Below are 19,929 nucleotides of genomic sequence, written 5' to 3' on the forward strand. Positions count from 1 at the left end.
CCGTCTACTTACCTCTGCCCGCTTAGCCATTAACCCCTATACATGCAAACATCTCCCTTTATCGGTGAATTAATTGGTACAATGGTGCTCATTCTGCTGGGCAATGGTGTTGTGGCCAATGTAGTGCTTAAACAGACCAAAGGTGAATCATCGGGCTGGATTGTCATTACCGCAGGCTGGGCCTTTGCGGTGACGATGGGCGTTTTTGTTTCCAAAGCCTTTGGCAGTGTCGATGCTCATTTGAATCCGGCCGTAACGGTCGCTTTTGCTGTAGCGACCAACGATTTCAGCCATATGGTGCCCTATATTACCGCCCAACTGATTGGAGCCTTTTTGGGTGCAGTCTTGGTGTGGCTTCATTACCTCCCCCACTGGGCCGCCACACCCGATGAAGGTGCCAAGCTAGCTTGTTTCGCTACGGGACCTGCCATTCGTAAGCCGGGTGCCAACTTTTTGAGCGAGGCAATGGCAACCCTGGTCCTTATTCTGGGGCTGGCGGGTATCTCCTCCAAACACCTTGGTGAATTAGCCATTGGCGTTGGTCCTTATCTGGTGGGTGTTCTGGTGTGGAGTATCGGGCTCTCGCTCGGTGGCACCACTGGTTACGCTATGAGTCCCGCCCGCGATTTCAGCCCACGCCTGGCCCATGCGCTCCTGCCAATTCCCAACAAAGGATCGTCAGACTGGAGTTACGCCTGGATACCCATTGCAGGTCCATTGGTGGGGGCTGCCATCGGCGGATTACTGATTCGCTGGTTTACGCTGTAATTATTAGTCGGGAACTGTCCCAAACTCACTCATTTCTTACTACGTTTAATATACCCTATGCCCTCTTACATAGCCGCTATTGACCAGGGAACGACCAGTACCCGTTGTATTGTATTCGACCGACAGGGCAAAATTGTTTCCGTTGCTCAGAAAGAACACAAACAGATTTATCCGCAACCCGGCTGGGTAGAGCACGACCCTGAAGAAATCTGGCGCAATACCCTCGAAGTAATTGCCCTGGCTCGCATCAAAGGCAAACTTTCTGTTCAGGATATAAAGGCCGTTGGCATTACCAACCAGCGCGAAACCACCGTTGTCTGGAACCGCCGGACGGGCAAACCCTACTACAACGCCATTGTGTGGCAGGACATGCGCACAGCCGATCTGGTTCTTGAATTTTCAGACAATGGTCACGGACAGGATCGATTTCGCGAGAAAACGGGGCTTCCGCTGGCGACTTACTTTAGCGGTCTGAAGCTGAAGTGGCTGCTGGATCATGTGCCGGGACTTCGGGAAGATGCCGAACGGGGCGACGCCGTTTTCGGCAACATGGACACCTTTGTGGTCTGGAACCTGACTGGTGGTACAAACGGGGGGCTGCACCTCACCGACGTTACCAACGCCAGCCGGACGCAGCTCATGAATCTGCACACCCTCAACTGGGACGATAGCTTACTAAATGACTTTACAGTGCCCCGCGCCATGCTGCCACAGATACGCCCCAGCAGTGAGGTGTACGGAACGGTATCGTCGGAAGTTCTGCCGGGCGTTCCGGTAGCGGGTATTCTCGGCGATCAGCAGGCGGCTCTTGTTGGCCAGACCTGCTACGAACCGGGTCAGGCAAAGAATACCTACGGAACGGGCTGTTTCCTGCTGATGAACACCGGCACAGAACTTCGTAAATCGACCTGTGGGCTATTGACAACGGTAGCGTATCAGTTTCAAAATGAGCCCGTTCATTATGCGCTCGAAGGTAGTGTGGCAATTACCGGCGCGCTGGTGCAATGGCTACGTGACAATCTGGGTATTATTAAAAAGAGCACCGACATCGAAACCCTGGCCCGCACGGTCGAGGATAATGGTGGCGCTTATTTTGTACCCGCCTTCTCGGGTCTCTATGCTCCGCACTGGAAAGCTGATGCACGGGGCATCATTGCCGGCCTAACACGTTTTGTTAATAAAGGGCATATTGCGCGGGCTGTTCTGGAAGCCACTGCTTACCAGACTGTCGATGTTGTCCGGGCTATGGAACAGGATGCGGGCGTATCGCTCAAATCCCTGCGGGTGGACGGCGGCATGGTTGTCAACTCCCTGCTCATGCAATTTCAATCTGATGTATTGAATGGGCCCGTTATCTGCCCACGCATGACAGAAACAACGGCCCTCGGAGCCGCTTATGCCGCCGGGCTAGCTGTTGGTTACTGGCAGAATCTGGATGATTTACGCCAGAACTGGGGCATTGCCAATACCTACGAACCTAATATGGATGATGCACAGCGTACAAAGCTGATGCGCGGCTGGCAGAAGGCCATCGAGCGGTCGTTCGGGTGGGAAGAATAATGTTGGTGGAGTGGTGGAGTTAGTGGAGTCATACTCTTATTTCACTTACTGCACCCACTTACTTTACCACTCCACTTATTCCACTAACTCCACCACCTTTCAACTCCTCGGCCAGCATCAAACGCGTTTGCGGCAGACTCTCTGGGTATTCGTCCCGCAGGAAAGCAATAAGCTGTTCGCGCATATGGCAACGTAAATCGAAAGCCGACGGCGAATCATGGGCCGAGACCAGAATACGAACAACAATGCAGGTGGGTTGTGTGTCGGTTACCTGCACGGCAAAACTTTCGCCCGTCCAAAGCGGGTCGTTCTCGGCAACCTGTCGGGCCTTCTCCCGGAGTTTATCAATGGGCACTTTGTAATCCAGATAGAGAAAGATGCTGCCAATGATGGAGGCATCGGAGCGGGTCCAGTTTTCGAATGGTGTTTCGACAAAGTAGGTAATGGGCAGAATTAGCCGACGGCGGTCCCAAAGTCGTACGATAACGCTCGTCAGGTTAATCTCTTCAATGCGCCCCCATTCTTTTTCGACTACAACGGCGTCGTTTAAACGGATTTGCTGATTGAAGGCAATTTGAATACCAGCCATTAAATTGGCCAGTGTTTTCTGAGCGGCAAAACCAATCAACACCGAAACGACCCCAGCTGAGGTTAGTACACTTAGTCCTACTTTTCGGCTCCCCTGAAACGAGATTAACAGCAGCGACGCTCCTACAATGATCACTCCAGCAGAAATGATCCGACGAAAGAACCGCACCTGGGTAACGAACTTCCGCTGTGATAGATTAACGTCCTGAGTGGTATCGTACTGATGAATTAATCGAAGCTCGGCAACCTTAAGCAATTGAACGACCAGCCAGGTTGTCGCAACCAGGAACAGAACCTCGGCTGTTTTATCCGCCACCGGATGCCGACGTAAAAACCGCGCCGACTGTATGTTTGTAGCCAGTAAAAAGAACAGGGAAGGCACAAACACCCAGAATGCCCAACGGACATAAATTTTGAGTAAGGCCAGGGTGTGAAAGGGTCGACGACGAACAACAAAACGAACGATTTGCGTCATAACCAGATCGACAGCCAGACCAACCAACACCGCCATGATGAGCAATACCCATCCCGACAAATCGCGGTTAGGAATGTAACCGAACCAGCGGACGGTGGCTCTTATCCATATTTCTAGTTGCTGTAGCATGCCACAAAAGTAAAGGAGCCACGCCGAAAAGACGTAGCTCCTTACCTTATGGCCTTAAAAAGGTCTAAACAAACGTATTATTTACCGAATACCGTTTTTTGGCAAAAAATCTCCATTGCCAACTCCTTTCAGTATTTTTTGGTAATACAACTTACTGAATGCCTGACTTTTAGGCTAATAGCGACTTCACTACTTTGCCATGCACGTCGGTTAGTCGATACCTCCGTCCCTGGCTTTTGAAGGTCAATTTTTCGTGGTCGATTCCGAGTAGATGCAGGACCGTCGCCTGGAAATCATGCACGTGAACGGGGTCTTTGACAACGTTATAGCCGAAATCATCCGTTTCACCGTAAACCATCCCTTTTTTGACCCCGGCACCCGCCATCCAGACCGAAAAGGCACGGGGATGATGATCACGGCCATAATTATCGCGGGTGAGTTTTCCCTGCGAGTACGCCCCACGGCCAAACTCACCGCCCCAGATTACGAGGGTATCGTCTAGCAAACCACGCTGTTTAAGGTCCATGATCAGTGCGGCCGAAGGCTGGTCAACGCTTTTTGCCTGTGTCTTAATGTCGTTGGGCAGGTTACCATGCTGGTCCCACCCCTGATGATATAGTTGAATAAATTTAACATCTTTTTCGACCAGTTTGCGGGCCAGAAGGCAGTTGGCGGCAAACGTGCCCGGCTTGCGGCTGTCGGGTCCATACATATCGAAAATATAGTCTGGCTCTTTCGAAATGTCGAGCGTTTCGGGAACCGATGTCTGCATCCGGTACGCCATTTCGTATTGTGCCATCCGGTTGTTTATCTCCGGATCCAGCACGTGTTTGAATTGCTCCTGATGCAGTTTTCCCAAATAGTCGAGCATGCGCCGACGGCTGGTTTTATCGACTCCCGGTGGGTTGTTGAGGTAATAAACTGGGTCCGGACCCGACCGAAACACCACGCCCTGATGCACCGAGGGCAGAAACCCATTGCTCCAGAGTTTGGCATAGAGCGGCTGGTCCCCATCGCGCCCTTTGGACAGCAGAACCACAAAGGAAGGAAGGTTCTGATTATCGGAACCCAGGCCGTAGCTGATCCAGGAACCGAAACTGGGTCGCCCCGCCTGCTGGCTTCCCGTCTGAAAAAACGTAACGGCCGGGTCGTGGTTGATAGCCTCGGTATGCAGGGAGCGCACAAAGGTTAAATCGCCGGCAATCTTCGCTGTATGCGGCAGCAGTTCACTAAGCCACATTCGGCCGGGGCCGTACTGTGCGAACTTATACTTGGAAGCTGCCAGCGGAAACCGGCTTTGCCCGGCACTCATACCCGTCAGGCGTTGACCGTTGCGCACCGAAGCTGGTAAATCCTGCCCCCACATGGTTTCGAGCTTTGGCTTGTAATCGAATAATTCGAGTTGCGACGGCGCTCCACTCTGAAACAAATAAATTACCCGTTTCACTTTCGGTGGAAAGTGTGGCTTGCCTACCGCCGGATTTTCTCCCGGCATGGAGGTGCCGGGTGATGATGCGCCACCGAACAGATTTGTCGGGTTCAGCAGTGATGCTAACGCAATGGCACCCAGACCAGCACTGGATTGTCCCAGAAAGGTCCGGCGGCTAAGTTGGTCGTGTATTTCGTCCTGAATATCCATAACTGCTTGGCTATTGGCTGGGGCGGGTTTGAACCCGCCCCAGTTGGGTGCCCCCTTTGGGGTAGGGACTTTTATCGTTTTACTATCGCTTCGTCGAAATTCATTATCGTACTCGCTACCACTGTCCAAGCAGCTAGTTCGGCGGAATTGAGCTTTTTATCAATAGGGTACTCCCCCACTGATAATAGCTCCGATGCCCGCTTCGGGTTTTGTTTAAAATCTGCCAGTTCTTCGGTATACAACTGTTTTACCAGCGTTATCTCTTCCGGTCGTGCCGGACGGCTGATAACGGCTTTAAAAATAGCGTTGATGCCGACGTCTGCAGTGCCGCCCGCCGAAGCGTCAGACCGTCCGGTCGGCACTACATGTTGTGCCAGCACTCGGGCGGCCTCCACAAACTGCGGGTCGTTCAAGGTTACGAGCGCCTGTAGGGGTGTGCTCGTTTTCTGCCGTTTCACAATGCAGGTGTGCCGCTCGGCCGCATCGAAGTTCAACATCATAGGCGCGGGTGATGATCGTTTCCAGATGGTGTACATCGACCGGCGGTAAAGACTATCGCCATGATCCTGTTCGTACTTCACGGCATTACGGGTAGCCAGCGCTTCCCAAATGCCCGACGGCTGATAGGGCAGTACGCTCGGACCACCAATCTGCCGGGTTAGTAGGCCACTGGCTGCCAACGCATTATCCCGAACCTGCTCCGCCGACATGCGGTAACTTGGCCCACGCGTCAGGTAGGTATTGTCCGGGTCAGCCTCCCGAACATTCTCGGGTACACTCGACGATTGCCGGTACGTTGCTGACATCACAATCAGCTTGTGCATGGCTTTCGTGTTCCACTGCCCGCCCGATTCGCCCATGTCGCGGAATTTCGTCGCCAGGTAATCCAGCAATTCGGGGTGACTGGGTAACGCTCCCTGATTCCCAAAATCATCGCTGTTCTTGGCCAGCCCCTGACCAAAATACTGCTGCCACATACGGTTTACCATCACCCGGCTAAATAGGGGGTTCTCGGGTGCCAGCAACCACTTTGCCAAGCCAAGCCGGTTGGTCGGCATGTCGTCCTCCAAAGGATTCAGACTGTGCAACACAGCTGGTTTCACGACTTCGCCGGGGGCATCATACGCCCCGCGTTTGAGTAAATGCGTTTCGCGCGGCACCGACCGTTCCTGCATAACCATGAGCTGGTCGGAGTCGGTATACAGGGTAACCTGCTCACCCCGCAACTTCATGGCGTTGGCATAGGTCGTTTTATAAACAGGGTCCTGCGTTCTGACGTAATAGGTGTACAAGCCTATCCTTTGAGCCGGTGTCCGACTAGCAGCGGGTGTTTGCAGAGCCGCCATAAGCGCGTCCGGCTGACCGGCCAGTTTGGGCATTTCGAGGGGTGTCAGGCAACGGTTATAGATTCGCAGTTCATCGACGGCGAAGTCTTTATAAAAGTTATCGTGCATCCGGCCCACATAGAAGGGGTGCTGCGCCCAGTGGCTTTTGTTTTTGCCATACACCATGCTGTGTATCAGGTTATCGGCAATAACTTTCGTGCGGAGTGGCCGACCGTTCAGATACAGCGTGATGCCGTTGGCTCTGCCGGTGCCATCGTAAGCAAAGGCCACCTGAAACCACTGATGGACCGGAACTTTTTCAATCGTCTCAACATCAATGGCATTAGCGGGCCATACGTGACTAAACGCCAGCTTGAGCCGACCGTCACTCAGCAAGTCGAGTTGGTAACCCCGCTGACCATCCATCGGGCCCGTGGTGCGTCCCATTAGTGTCAGTGCCATATTCGGTTTAGCCAGATTGAACCAGCTGCTGACCGTAAAGGGCTCGTTTTGCTCGAAGACCGCAAAGTTTCCGGGTAGTTCAATAAAACTGTCGCCCGCCAGATACCGGGCTTTTCCAAAGCGACCCGGCACCGAATACGGCACCTTATCGGGATCGCCCCCTAACCGGGCTGGAATGGTATCGTTCACCGAATTGGCAAAGGCATTCCTTGGGTCCTGCCAGAGTTCTTCTTTTGTCTTCCGTTTTGGCGGCTCCTTTTTCTCAGGCTTCTTATCTTCGGGCTTTCCAGCTTTGGCTATGCCTTCTTTTTTACGTTTCGCGTCTTCCTCGCGCTTCTTCTTTTCGTCTTCGAGTTTCCGTTGCTCGTTTTTTGCCTTTACATAAGCACCGATATCCGTCCGGTCGGCTTCGTCGAACGTGTAATGAGCCAGTAAACCGGAGTCGATAGACGATACCACGCGGGTTTTCGCCAGCCACTGCCCGAAACGCTGCTGATAATCGGGCCGGTTAAGATTGAGCTGCTGCTGAATGGGGGTTAGCTTTTCGCGGATGAACCGTAGTTTTGCTTCCGTTTCGGGCTTGGTCAGGGTAATAGTTGGGGCGGCCTCACCATTGTAGGGAATCTGCCCCCGGTCGTTGTTGCTGTCGAAAAAGGCGTAGAGCGAATAATAATCTTTCTGGCTGATGGGGTCGTACTTGTGGTCGTGGCAACGGGCGCACTCAACCGTTAGCCCCAGCATCGCTTTCCCGAATGTATTGGTTCGGTCGGCAACGTATTCGGTTCGGTATTCTTCGTCCACGATGCCCCCCTCCTGGCTCTGCTGATGGTTTCGGTTGAAAGCGGTTGCAATTAGTTTTTCACGCTTGTCTTTCGAACCATTCAGATTGGGGAGTAAATCGCCCGCCAGTTGCCAGGTGATGAACCGGTCGAAGGAGAGATTGCGGTTATACGCCCGAATGACCCAGTCCCGGTACGGCCACATGGTACGCAGACCGTCATCCTGGTAACCGTGTGTATCGGCATAACGCGCCACATCGAGCCATTCGACGGCCTGCCGTTCGCCATAATGCGGACTGTTGAGCAGCCGGTTTACTACTTTTTCGTAGGCATTAGGCGATTTGTCGGCCAGAAACGCGTCGACCTCGGCGGGTGTTGGCGGTAAGCCCGTCAGGTCGAGGCTTACCCGGCGGAGCAAGGTCGTTTTATCTGCTTCGGGCGCGTGGTTTACTTTTTTTGCTTCCTGTTTGGCCAGAATGAACCGGTCAATATCATTGACACCCCATTTTTTGTCTTTTACTTTTGGAATCTCCGGCATGGTCGGCGCAATGAGCGACCAGTGTTCCTTATATTCCGCTCCCTGTTCGACCCAGCGAATCAGCATCGCTTTTTCTTCCGTTGTCAGCGTCAGGTTCGACTTAGGCGTGGGCATCATCTCCTCCGGGTCATTGCTGAGGATGCGGCTGACCAGTTCGCTCTTGGCCAGATTACCCGGCACAATTGCCTTATGGCCACTTTTGGCCAGGGCTTCGTAAGCGCCATCGGGCGTATCCAGCCGCAAACCAGCCTGTTGCTTGGCTTTATCCGGGCCATGGCACGCAAAACAGCGGTCAGACAGAATGGGCTTTACGTGTAAATTATAGTCAACTTTTTCGGGAAGCGTAGATTCGGCGGCTACAATGTCGGCCGGTTTTTCGACTGAACTACGGCAGGACGTTAACCAGATGGACGCACCGAAGAGACCAGCCGTTGCGCTGAGAAGAATGTATCTAAATCGCATGTCTAACCAGACGAGCATACCAACGAACTGATTGATTGTGAAACGAATTTACAAATTTAGCTTCGGAAGGTACGTAAAAATCGTACTATCTTATCTTGATGATAGACTATTTTGCCAGGAAGACACTAAAAGGTAAGTAGTATACAGGGGCTATATTTTCAACCGGCGTATCGGTGATATCAGTCTATAGAAACAACGGAAAGTCACTACACCACAAAAGCAAGAACACAGCCCTGTAGTGAGCACTTATCAATTGCCCTTAAATTCATTTTCTTATTTCTTAGCCTCCCCGGCTTTCGGCTCGCCCGCTTTTACAAATTCGGCGACGGCCTGCTCACTGATCCCACCAATTACCTCCAATTTGGGCAGAGCGGTTTTCAATCTGGCAATGCCTTCTTCGCTGACTTTGGTTTGCCAGAGGTATACGGTTTTGAGGCTTTTCAACTCGGCTAGTTCAGCGAGTCCGGCATCGGTAACTGCCGTACCGTATAAATTGATGTATTCCAGATAAGCCAGTCCTTTTAGTTGTTTCAGGCCCGCGTCGGTCACTTTGGTTTCTTCCAGATGGAGCTTTTGCAGGTTTTTCAGCTTGGCAACCTGTGCCAGAGCCGCATCTGTAACCTCCGTATCGCCCAGCTTTAGCCAGACAATCTGATTGCTTAACTTGGGCAATTCGGTGGCCTGTGCATCAGTAAACGACCGGGCGTTGACGGCACTAACCTCCAGCTGATTTTGCTCTTTCGAGAGGGGCAATACCAATAAGTTCAACTTTTTCAGTTCGTCAATAACTTTTGGGTTGGCGGCTGGCACTTTCATGGTCAACACCGGCGATTCGGGCGCAGGACCAGCGGCAACCTGGGTGCCACCGTTTTCGACGGCGCCACCACCGCCCAACGATGCCAGCACCGGGCGAATGGCATCGTTCACGTTGAGATCCGATACTTTTTTATCAAAGGGTGCACCCTGATCGATCCACCAGGTTAGCAGGGCAATGTCGCTCTCCTTTAACTGTGTTTTACCTTTGGGCGGCATGTGGTGGTCATCGTCTTCCGGCAGCAGACAGACTTTCAGCAATTCACTCGATTTACTGTTACCCGCCACAAACACAGGCCCATCTTCATAGCCTTTCTTGATCATCTCGGGCGAATCCAGCCGCAGCCCTCCTTTCGACTTTCCGGCGTTATGGCATTGTACACAACGGCTGTGCAGAATGGGGTTCACGATTTGCTGATACACCATTGCCTGATTGACATCGGTAATAGGCTCAACCTTCAGTTCTTTTAACTTCGGCTCCACACCAGTTATAGCCCGAATGGGACCAGGCATGTACTGGGTCAGGTAATCGGAGCCGTGGGTCAAATTACCACCCTGATGTCCGGCCGCCAGCAGCAGCAATAAGGCAATTCCTAGCGCGGGCAGATACATAAGTTGGGCAAACGAAAAAATACGGCCCAGATTCTCGGATTTTACCGACCACGCCAGCCAGGCGAACACTGCTACGCCGATCCCCTCCCACATGTGGTCATTCAGGGTTTCTTCTTCGTAGCCGCCACCCAGCGATAACATATAGCCGAACACGCAAGCCATCGTTGCACTCACCGCCGACCAGAACAGAATCAGCGTAATAGTGTGCGGACTAACCGAGTTTCTACGGGTTAGACGGTCAATTTCGAGCAGACCGGCGATCAATAAAAAACCAATGGGCAGGTGAACAATGAGTGGGTGAAAATGCCCCCAGAACAATACCCAATCGGAAGGGGATGATGGATTAGCTTGCAACAAAATCAACTCGCTCATAGGTCAGACCAGACTATCAGGCAACGCGCTCTAATTTAATAGGATATGTTTTTTTCGACGCCCACTGCGCCACATAAATGCTGTCGTCCTCATCTACCAGTACATCGTGCGGATGTAGAAAAGGCGAATTTGTGCGGTCTTTACGTTGCTCCGCCAGTTTACCGTCCTGATAGGTCGGTGCCGAACCGCCGGGCGTTGAAATAACTTTATCGTTTTTGTCCAAAATCTGAATATAGCCCGAATCCGGATAAGCGTCGGACGTGCTCCGGAAGACGGCACCGTAGATATTTTCACCCCGAATAACCGGGCGGCAAATGTATGAACCCGGCAAAGCAATGGTCGACTGGTATTTACCATCGAGCGAGAACCGCTTCAGTGCATTGTGCCGCCGGTCGGTAACCAGGAGCGTTGGGTTAGCCGCAACCCGCCGGTCTACCGTAATGCCGTGGCAGCAATCGAAGGTTTCGTTTGTATCGCCCTTGCCGCCCCACTGCCGGATCAGTTTACCATTTTTGTCGTATTGCGTAACGTAATTTAAGCCGTACCCATCGACTACATAAATATCTCCATTAGCCGGGTTGATAGCCGTTTCGGTTGGTTTGAACTGCGACGGATAATCGTATTTGCCGGTTTCCCGTGGGTAGTCGAGCTTCATTAACTCTTTGCCTTTCAGGTCGGTTTTGATTACTTGATTACGGTCTGTATCGCAAATAAGCAGATACTGGTCATTGCCCTCACCGCCGAGTGTCAGGCCGTGTCCACCGGGATAGCTGTGCCCCCATGTTTCGAGCAGTTTGCCCGATTTATCGTAAATCAGGATGTTGTTTTTCGTCTCGTTGGTCAGCAGAATAATGCGTCCTTTTGCATCCTGTACCATTTCGTGGCAGTCATTAACGGGATTTTTACCCGCATCCAACACTCCCCAGCCCGGTACGGCCCGGTATTTAAACCCGTTATGACCTATTGTAGGAGCTTCAGCCGCTTTCGAATAAGATTTAGCCGATAGCAGAGTTGGAGCCGCAACAGTTGTTGCGCTTGCCAGAGAGGCCTGTTTGAGAAACAGCCGACGTGAAAGAGGGGATGCCATTACAGTAGTGCTAAAGTTTAGGTAGAAAGTCATAAATAGCTAAACTTTACTGCAAGTAACGAAGACAACGCCCTTTATACTTACAAAAAAGAAAGTTGGCTGGACTGGTATGCAGATATCGGCCAGCCAACTTTCTTTTTTGTGACGCTCCTGCCGCTACTCTCGGCTATCGTTGCCATTGCCGCCCCGCCGACCGTGTTTCATACGGTCTTTCATAGCATCGAGTTTGGCGAACTGATCCGGCGTCAGAATATTTTTCAACGTAGCCTTGTACTCGTCAGCGTTTGCTTTCAGGGCTTGTTCTTTGGCCCGATTATCATCCGAGCCCGCCTGAATGGCGTTGACTTTTTGTGCACGGGCTAATGTTGCCTCATATACTTTCTGCGAAGTTGCCTGATCGAGCCCCAGCGTCTGCGTCATGCGGTCGGTCATTTTTTTAGCGCGTGCAGCCGGGTCGCCCATCTGGTGCTGCATGGACCGGTTGCGCCCCGTGCGGGTGTTGGTCTGAGCAGGGGCATCGGGCGTAGCGGTTTGTTGCGCTAGTAAAGGGAATGAAAACAGAGAGAGCAGCAGCCCACTTAAAGCGATTTTCTTAAACATGGTTCGTCATTAATTAAATGTGAACCTAAGACTGAAGATGCGCTCTGTGGTTTAAGAAGGATGATCGATTTAACGGGATCTTAACAAATTTTATGTTTCTCGCCGTTGTAAATCGCTCGGCACTCCAATTGATGAAACGTATTTCGTTCAGAACGTCATGATCAGGCCCGCAATCTTTTCCAGCTCTTTAGCATCAACCTCACTGAAGTCATTCAGTTGATCGCTATCGACGTCCAGCACCATCGTCACGTTGCCATCACGATCAAACACCGGTACTACGACTTCTGATTTTGACGCCGAGCTACAGGCAATGTGCCCTGGAAACTGGTCAACGTCGGGTACCAGAATCGTTTCCTGACGTGTATAAGCGGCCCCGCAAACACCTTTATCGAAAGAGATACGGGTACAGGCAATAGGGCCCTGAAACGGCCCCAGCACCAATTGATTTTCTTTTTTGAGATAAAAACCAACCCAGAAAAAGCCAAAGGCTTCTTTCAGCGCAGCGGAAATATTGGCCAGGTTGGCGATCAGGTCGGGTTCGCCCTCCACAAGAGCAGCTATCTGCGGAATCAGACTATCGTAAATAGCCTGACGGTCAGACGATTGAGGAAGAATAAGTGTTTCAGCCATCGCTTAATTTCTGGTAAAGAACTGAATCAATACGATACTCACCGTAGTAAACAACGTGCTGGCGATTACCCGAATAAGAGTTGGAATGATCAGAGTTAGGCTACTGGCTTCGATGAAAAAGAGAGCCGTATGGTGTACAAGCGTCAATATAAATATGTAGCGAAAGAAGGCACTAACGCCTAACGAACGCAGCGAGAACGCAATGCGTGTCTCCAGACCCGGTACGTCAATTTGAGAACGTACTACCAGCGGTCGACAATAGGCCATCAATACTGTTGCTGCAGCATGCATGCCTAATGTGTTGTAAAACATATCGACAACAATTCCCGTCACGAATGCAAGGAGCAACAACCACGTCAGGCCAATTTCATTTGGCATGAGCAGAATACAGGCTATGTAGATGAAACAGAAAGCATAATCGAACAGAACCAGATTCCGCGCCAACAGTATCTGAAGTACCAAGTACAACAGAAACAAAAATGACGTAGACAGTATTTCGCGTAAGGTCATTTGATAAGTCAACAAGTCAGCAAGTCAACAAGTCGGTAAGCCTCTTACTGACTTGTTGACTTACTGACTTATAAGCTATTTTTCGTTTTCAATTTGTTTCTCTAACTGTTCCTGTTCGCCCTGAAGGCGATTTTCGACAACGTATACATACGATAAGGTGCTGAAATTCGTCGCCAGATTAAGCGTGATGTCATGGAACGTCATATTGGGCTGGACACCAACAGAATAGACACGACCCACTAAAATTCCGGGAGGAAAGGTTGAGTTGTATTCCGAGGTCACAACGGAGTCTCCTTTGCTGACAGGCTTGTAGCGTGAAATATCGTTCAATTTTATCAGGTGCGGGTCACCACCATCCCACTTGGCAGAGCCAATATCTTTAGCTTTTACAAGCTGCGATGATACCAGAAACTCGGAATGCAGGATTGAGGTAATCACCGAAAAATGTCGATTACATACTTTCACCTTACCTACTACACCCGTTGGCGAAATAACACCCATACCCGGACGGATGCCATCGTCGGTGCCTTTATCGATGGTAATGTAATTGTTGGCAAACTGTGTAGTGTTATCGACAACTTTAGCGGCAGTAAACTTAAATCGGTCAGCAAATGCCGAGTCGGCCCTATATTCTGCCGGAGCCACTGGCTTGCTTTGAAGCAGCTTCGTTAGCTGAGCGTTGAGCCGCTGGTTTTCCAGGGCCAGATCGGCATTAACCTGACGAAGACTCGTGTATTCATTGGCCGCATTTGACCAAGCCAGTACTTGAGCCGCATACCGATTCGACGTATTGAAATACGTGACGCTCCAGTAATTGCTGGTATTGATAATGAAGTAGAAACAAAGTACTTCCAGCAATACGAATAAAATGAAGTTTCGGCTACGGACGAAAAAATCGACTAACTCTCCCATATACAGTAGCGCCGGGCCATAGGCCCGGCTGTACGGCTTATTCTATACAGCCGGGCTTATGGCCCGGCACTACATTAGCTAATCAACACGGACCGGTACATGTCCAGGTTTTTAATAACCTCACCGGTACCTTTTACGACGGCTTTGAGTGGGTCATCGGCCACGTGAATCGGCAACTTGGTTTTAGCACCCAGCCGCTTGTCGAGACCATGCAGCAGCGCACCACCACCCGTCAGGTGAATGCCGTTCGTGTAAATATCGGCCGATAGCTCCGGTGGCGAAATTTCCAGAGCCTTCATTGTAGCCTCTTCGATCTTGGAGATGGATTTATCGAGGGCGTACGCAATTTCGCTGTACGTAACTTTGATTTCTTTCGGAATACCGGTCATCAAGTCGCGACCCCGGATTTCGTAGTCGGCAGGTGGGTTGTCGAGTTCGGGCAGGGCCGATCCTACTTCCATTTTGATTTGCTCAGCCGATCGTTCGCCGATGAGCAGGTTATGTTCCCGACGCATATAATCGACAATATCGCGGGTGAACACGTCACCGGCAATGCGGATAGATTGCTCACAAACAATACCCGACAGCGCAATGACGGCAATCTCGGTAGTACCGCCCCCGATGTCGACAATCATCGTTCCGTTGGGTTGGGTAATATCAATGCCAATCCCAATAGCGGCAGCAATGGGCTCATGTACCATGTATACCTCTTTGGCACCTGCGTGTTCGGCAGAATCTTTAACAGCTCGCTTTTCTACCTCCGTAATACCCGATGGAATACAAATAACCATCCGGTGCGAGGGCGAGAACAGCTTGCTGCCGGTATCAATCATTTTAATCATCCCCCGAATCATCAGCTCGGCAGCCGTAAAATCGGCGATAACACCGTCTTTCAGGGGGCGAATGGTTTTAATATTTTCGTTGGTCTTTTCGTGCATTTGCATGGCCTTATGACCAATGGCCAGCACTTTCCCGCTGACTTTGTCCATTGCAATAATGGAAGGCTCATCCACTACAATCCGATCCTTGTGAATAATCAAGGTATTCGCCGTGCCCAGGTCAATAGCAATGTCGCTGGTTAAAAAATTGAAAAGTCCCATCAATATAAGTTGACGCAGAACGTCTTATAGCAAGTACTGTTTTTTGAAATGTGTGCAAAAATATAGATTATTAATCACAATGATGAATGAACAATTACGAATCATATTGTAGAGGACAGCAAAAGTCCCTTGTTCATCATTTTCCAGGGTACAGACAACCCCCTACCATTCATCATTGTGATTAAACTTTACCTTTGTGAAATTATGGGAATCCGTTCAATCCTGAGTAAGCCATTAGCCAAGTTTGTCGTAGAGCGGCAACGTGCCTGGATGTATCAACCGGCTGAAGCTCAGCAACGCTGTTTTCAGCAATTGATGGCCGGTGGCCGTGTAACCGTTTTTGGCAAAGATCATCGATTAAAGGACGTAAACACGGTTCAGGAGTTTCGGCAGGCGGTCCCAGTTCGGGATTATGAAGACCTGAAACCATATATTGAACAGATTTTATCTGGCGGAACGGATGTACTTTGGCAAGGAAAACCCCTGTATTTCGCCAAAACATCCGGCACGACATCCGGCACTAAATACATTCCAATTACCCGCGACTCGATCCCCAATCATATCAATTCGGCCCGCGACGCGCTGTTGAATTATATTAATGAAACGGGAAACAGCGCGTTTCTGGATAAAAAATTAATTTTTTTATCCGGTAGTCCCGAACTGACCCAGAAAGCTGGCATAAACATTGGGCGGCTTTCGGGTATTGCCAACCACCATGTACCGGCCTACCTCCGCACGAATCAACTGCCCAGCTACGAAACCAACGTCATTGAGGATTGGGAAACCAAGCTCGAACGCGTCATTGACGAAACGTTAACCCAACCCATGTCGTTGATCTCGGGAATTCCGCCCTGGGTACAGATGTATTTCGACCGGATTCAGCAGCGAACCGGCAAGTTGATCAAAGATGTTTTCCCCGACTTTTCGGTGTTTGTCTACGGGGGCGTCAACTTCGAGCCGTACCGGGCCAAGTTATTCGAAAGCATCGGCAAACGCATAGATTCCATCGAAACCTACCCGGCTTCAGAAGGATTCATTGCCTTTCAGGATAGCCAGACCGATGAAGGCCTGTTGCTGTTAGCCGATAGCGGCATATTCTTTGAGTTCATTGCCGCCGACGAGTATTTCACGGAGAACCCGCGCCGGTTGAGCATCGAGGAAGTCGAATTAGGAAAAAACTATGCTGTAATCATCAATAACAACGCGGGGCTGTGGGGGTATTCGCTGGGCGATACCGTCAAATTCGTATCGCGGGAGCCGTATCGACTGCTGGTAACGGGGCGTATCAAACACTTCATATCGGCTTTTGGCGAGCACGTCATTGGCGAGGAAGTCGAAAAGGCGCTGAAGGACGCCATGCAGAAACACCCGGAAACGGAAGTTGTGGAATTCACCGTTGCCCCGGTGGTTAGCCCCAGAGAAGGTTTACCTTACCATGAGTGGCTTATCGAGTTTGCCACCCCGCCCCACGACCCGGCCGCCTTTGCCCGCGATGTAGACAACCGCCTGACCGAATTGAACGTATATTATGACGACCTCATTACGGGTTCTATTCTGCAACCGCTCAAACTGACCAGACTCCCACGCGGGGCGTTTCAACAATACATGAAATCACAGGGTAAGCTGGGTGGGCAGAATAAAGTACCGCGCCTGGCCAACGACCGGAAGCTTGCGGAAGGGTTGTTAGGGATGGGTCAACCAGTGTAAAAATGCATTAATTAACGTTAGTGAATAAGGTGAACTACGAAAGTGGCGCAGTTTGTAAAGCGATAATTTCTTTCTGATACCGGCATATTCAGTAGCTGCGCAATAACTAAATGACTGAAATCAAAAAACGACACATCGCCATCCTCGGCTCAACCGGCTCCATTGGAACGCAGGCCGTCGACGTAATAAAGTCCCACTCCGATCGGTTTCAGGTCGAGGTGCTAACAACCAACAACAACGCCGAACTGCTCATTCAGCAGGCAGTTGAGCTTAAACCCAATGTGGTAGTCATCTGCAACGAGGACCGCTACGAGCAGGTGTTCACGGCGCTCGATCCGCTGGGCATTAAGGTCTACGCAGGTGCCAAAGCCATCGCGTCTGTCGTACAGATGGATACCATCGACATGGTACTGACGGCGATGGTTGGTTATGCGGGTTTACTGCCGACTATCAAGGCCATTGAAGCGGGCAAATCTATCGCACTGGCCAATAAGGAAACACTCGTTGTGGCGGGCGAACTTATTACCCAACTGGCTGCTCAAAAGGGAGTCAATATTTACCCGGTCGATTCCGAACACTCGGCTATCTTCCAGTGCCTGGTGGGCGAGTTTCATAACCCCATCGAGAAGATTATCCTGACCGCTTCCGGCGGGCCTTTCCGGGGCAAATCGCCGGAGTTTCTGGCGACGGTTACCAAAGCCCAGGCGCTCAAACACCCAAACTGGACGATGGGCGCTAAAATAACCATCGACTCGGCAACGTTGATGAACAAAGGGCTGGAGGTTATTGAAGCCAAATGGTTATTCGGGCTAACCGCCGAACAGATCGATGTGATTGTTCACCCGCAAAGCATCATCCATTCGATGGTGCAGTTTGAGGACGGCAGCATCAAAGCGCAGATGGGGTTGCCCGACATGCGTTTACCCATTCAGTTCGCGCTGGGGTATCCCGACCGGCTGAAGTCTGATTTTCCACGGTTCAACTTCATGGATTACCCATCCCTGACCTTTGAGCAGCCTGATCTGAAAACATTCCGAAACCTTCGACTCGCTTTCGATGCGCTGAAGCTAGGCGGTAATGCGCCCTGCATCATCAACGCAGCCAACGAAGTAGCAGTCGACGCGTTCCTACACGACCACATCAGTTTTCTGGAAATTTCGGAGGTCATTGAGTTGTGTCTGAATAAAACAACGTTCGTTGAAAGCCCGACTTACGAAGACTATGTTCAAACCGATGAAGAAACCCGTCGGCTGGCGCTGGAGCGAATTAAAAGTTTAGTTTAACTGTTTGTACGGTATCTGTCAACCTCAACGTTTTCGAGTCACGTGACGTACTGGATTTGGTTTATTTTAGGTATCATACTTGGTATTATCTTATTTCGTGCCTTAAAGGGGCGATCTAAATAACCATAGTAGCATGCACCCACAATTGGTTTTAACATAACGGGCCGACGGAGCGGTTCTGAATACATGGAAATTTTAGTGATGGCAGGTCAGCTCATTCTGGGCTTATCTATTTTAGTTGGTTTACACGAGTTAGGACACCTGCTGGCGGCAAAAGCATTTGGTATGCGGGTGGAGCAGTACTTTATCGGATTTCCCCCAAAAGTCTGGAGTATCAAGCGCGGAGAGACAGAATACGGAGTTGGTGCCATACCTCTGGGCGGCTTTGTGAAAATAACCGGCATGATCGACGAGTCGCTGGATACGGCTCATTTAAACGCCGAACCTGCCCCCTACGAATTCCGCGCCAAGCCAGCCTGGCAGCGGCTGATCGTGATGCTTGGCGGGATCATCGTTAACGTCATTGTGGGCATCCTGATTTTTGTGATTCTGGCCTACAAAAATGGCAACACCTACCTGGCTGCGAAAGATGCCAAGTACGGTATCGTCGCCTATGATCTGGCTAAGAGTATCGGACTGCAAACCGGTGATAAAATCATTAAAGTGAACGGAAAGCCGATTACGGATTTCAACGAGATTCGCGGCTCCGATGTGTTCCTGGGCGACAATAGCTCCTATACCATCGACCGGAACGGTAAAATAGAAGACATTTTTATTCCCAATGATTTCGTCGATAAACTGGCCGATAAGAAAGCGGCCGGTCAGTTCATTGAACCCATCGAGCCGTTTAAAGTCGGGGAGTTGGTGCCGGGTCAACCGGCTGGTAAAGCGGGTCTGAAGGCCGGTGATGTAATTACGAGTATCAATGGTAAGCCGATCCAGTTTTACCATGAGTTTACGGAAGCGGTAAAGCCTCTTAAGAATAAGGCACTTACCCTGGGGATCAATCGCAATGGACAGGCTACGACCATCACCATGATCACTACGGCCGAAGGTACCATTGGTTTCTATCCTGAATTTCTGCTTCCGCTTACCAAACAGGAATACACCTTTGGCGAAGCGCTGAGTGTGGGTACAGCGAAGGCCTTTCAGGTCGTTTACGACAATATCAAAGGTTTTGGCAAGATTTTCCGGGGCGAAGTGTCTGCCTCCAAGGCCCTGAGCGGCCCAATCGGCATTGCGCAGAATCTCTTTGGCGGCATTTGGGTTTGGGATCGTTTCTGGACCGTTACAGGCTTACTTTCTATGGCACTTGCCTTCTTCAACATATTGCCGATACCGGCTCTTGATGGGGGCCATGCTACCATTCTGGGATATGAAATTATTTCGGGTCGTAAACCTTCTGATCGTTTTCTGGAAGGAGCCCAAAAAGTTGGCATGGTGATTTTGCTGGGCCTGATGGCGTTTGCTATTTTCAACGACGTTTTTAAAGCCGTTTTTTAAGCTTTTCCCAACTGACTAGTTGGAGGAGGATTCGCAGCGGAAACGAGTATACTCTTCCTGCCCTGCGAATCCTTT

General features: G+C 50.8%; 15 protein-coding genes. 5 read left to right on the forward strand and 10 right to left on the reverse strand.

The annotated features are described in order from the left end of the window. Positions 1–42 precede the first annotated feature (42 nt). Positions 43–768: an MIP/aquaporin family protein gene (locus NT073_RS10500; RefSeq protein ID WP_297372718.1), complete on the forward strand. Its 726-nt coding sequence runs from the start codon at positions 43–45 to the stop codon at positions 766–768. Positions 769–825: 57 nt separating this feature from the next. Further along, positions 826–2,328 (forward strand): glycerol kinase GlpK, encoded by a 1,503-nt coding sequence (gene glpK / locus NT073_RS10505; protein ID WP_297372720.1) that lies wholly within the window; start codon positions 826–828, stop codon positions 2,326–2,328. A gap of 58 nt (positions 2,329–2,386) precedes the next feature. Here glpK and NT073_RS10510 read toward each other — a convergent pair whose 3' ends face one another. The 10 genes from NT073_RS10510 to NT073_RS10555 all read right to left on the reverse strand — a co-directional run bounded on the left by NT073_RS10510 (position 2,387) and on the right by NT073_RS10555 (position 15,361). Beyond that, entirely contained in the window at positions 2,387–3,520 is a 1,134-nt protein-coding gene (locus NT073_RS10510; protein ID WP_297372722.1) for a mechanosensitive ion channel domain-containing protein, read from the reverse strand. A 169-nt stretch (positions 3,521–3,689) separates the two neighbouring features. Then, positions 3,690–5,159 (reverse strand): DUF1501 domain-containing protein, encoded by a 1,470-nt coding sequence (locus NT073_RS10515; RefSeq protein ID WP_297372725.1) that lies wholly within the window; start codon positions 5,157–5,159, stop codon positions 3,690–3,692. A gap of 71 nt (positions 5,160–5,230) precedes the next feature. Continuing rightward, positions 5,231–8,743 (reverse strand): DUF1553 domain-containing protein, encoded by a 3,513-nt coding sequence (locus tag NT073_RS10520; protein WP_297372727.1) that lies wholly within the window; start codon positions 8,741–8,743, stop codon positions 5,231–5,233. A 255-nt stretch (positions 8,744–8,998) separates the two neighbouring features. Continuing rightward, a complete protein-coding gene (locus NT073_RS10525; protein WP_297372729.1) occupies positions 8,999–10,522 on the reverse strand; it encodes a c-type cytochrome domain-containing protein in 1,524 nt (507 codons plus the stop codon). A 16-nt stretch (positions 10,523–10,538) separates the two neighbouring features. Beyond that, positions 10,539–11,609 carry a 6-bladed beta-propeller gene (locus NT073_RS10530; protein WP_297372731.1) on the reverse strand — a complete coding sequence of 357 codons (1,071 nt, stop codon included), beginning with the start codon at positions 11,607–11,609 and terminating at the stop codon, positions 10,539–10,541. Positions 11,610–11,765: 156 nt separating this feature from the next. Further along, positions 11,766–12,209: a DUF4890 domain-containing protein gene (locus NT073_RS10535; protein WP_297372733.1), complete on the reverse strand. Its 444-nt coding sequence runs from the start codon at positions 12,207–12,209 to the stop codon at positions 11,766–11,768. Between the two features lie 147 nt (positions 12,210–12,356). Further along, positions 12,357–12,839, reverse strand: coding sequence for a GAF domain-containing protein (locus tag NT073_RS10540; RefSeq protein WP_297372735.1), 483 nt, complete (start codon positions 12,837–12,839; stop codon positions 12,357–12,359). 3 nt (positions 12,840–12,842) lie between these two features. Beyond that, positions 12,843–13,349 (reverse strand): hypothetical protein, encoded by a 507-nt coding sequence (locus tag NT073_RS10545; protein WP_297372737.1) that lies wholly within the window; start codon positions 13,347–13,349, stop codon positions 12,843–12,845. A gap of 75 nt (positions 13,350–13,424) precedes the next feature. Further along, positions 13,425–14,261, reverse strand: a complete 837-nt coding sequence (gene mreC, locus NT073_RS10550) for a rod shape-determining protein MreC (protein WP_297372739.1) — start codon at positions 14,259–14,261, stop codon at positions 13,425–13,427. Between the two features lie 74 nt (positions 14,262–14,335). Then, positions 14,336–15,361 carry a rod shape-determining protein gene (locus NT073_RS10555; protein WP_020604821.1) on the reverse strand — a complete coding sequence of 342 codons (1,026 nt, stop codon included), beginning with the start codon at positions 15,359–15,361 and terminating at the stop codon, positions 14,336–14,338. A 204-nt stretch (positions 15,362–15,565) separates the two neighbouring features. On the opposite strand from NT073_RS10555, the gene NT073_RS10560 reads away from it, so the two are divergent. From NT073_RS10560 to rseP, 3 genes are all read left to right on the forward strand, one after another. After that, the gene (locus NT073_RS10560; protein ID WP_297372743.1) at positions 15,566–17,068 is read left to right on the forward strand and encodes a GH3 auxin-responsive promoter family protein; all 1,503 of its coding nucleotides are present in this window, start codon (positions 15,566–15,568) and stop codon (positions 17,066–17,068) included. A gap of 110 nt (positions 17,069–17,178) precedes the next feature. Further along, positions 17,179–18,351, forward strand: a complete 1,173-nt coding sequence (locus NT073_RS10565) for a 1-deoxy-D-xylulose-5-phosphate reductoisomerase (RefSeq protein WP_297372744.1) — start codon at positions 17,179–17,181, stop codon at positions 18,349–18,351. A gap of 186 nt (positions 18,352–18,537) precedes the next feature. Beyond that, complete coding sequence (rseP, locus tag NT073_RS10570) at positions 18,538–19,854, forward strand: RIP metalloprotease RseP (RefSeq protein ID WP_297372746.1); 1,317 nt, start codon at positions 18,538–18,540, stop codon at positions 19,852–19,854. Positions 19,855–19,929: the final 75 nt, after the last annotated feature.

This window comes from Spirosoma sp. (assembly GCF_026391055.1).
Classification (GTDB): domain Bacteria; phylum Bacteroidota; class Bacteroidia; order Cytophagales; family Spirosomataceae; genus Spirosoma.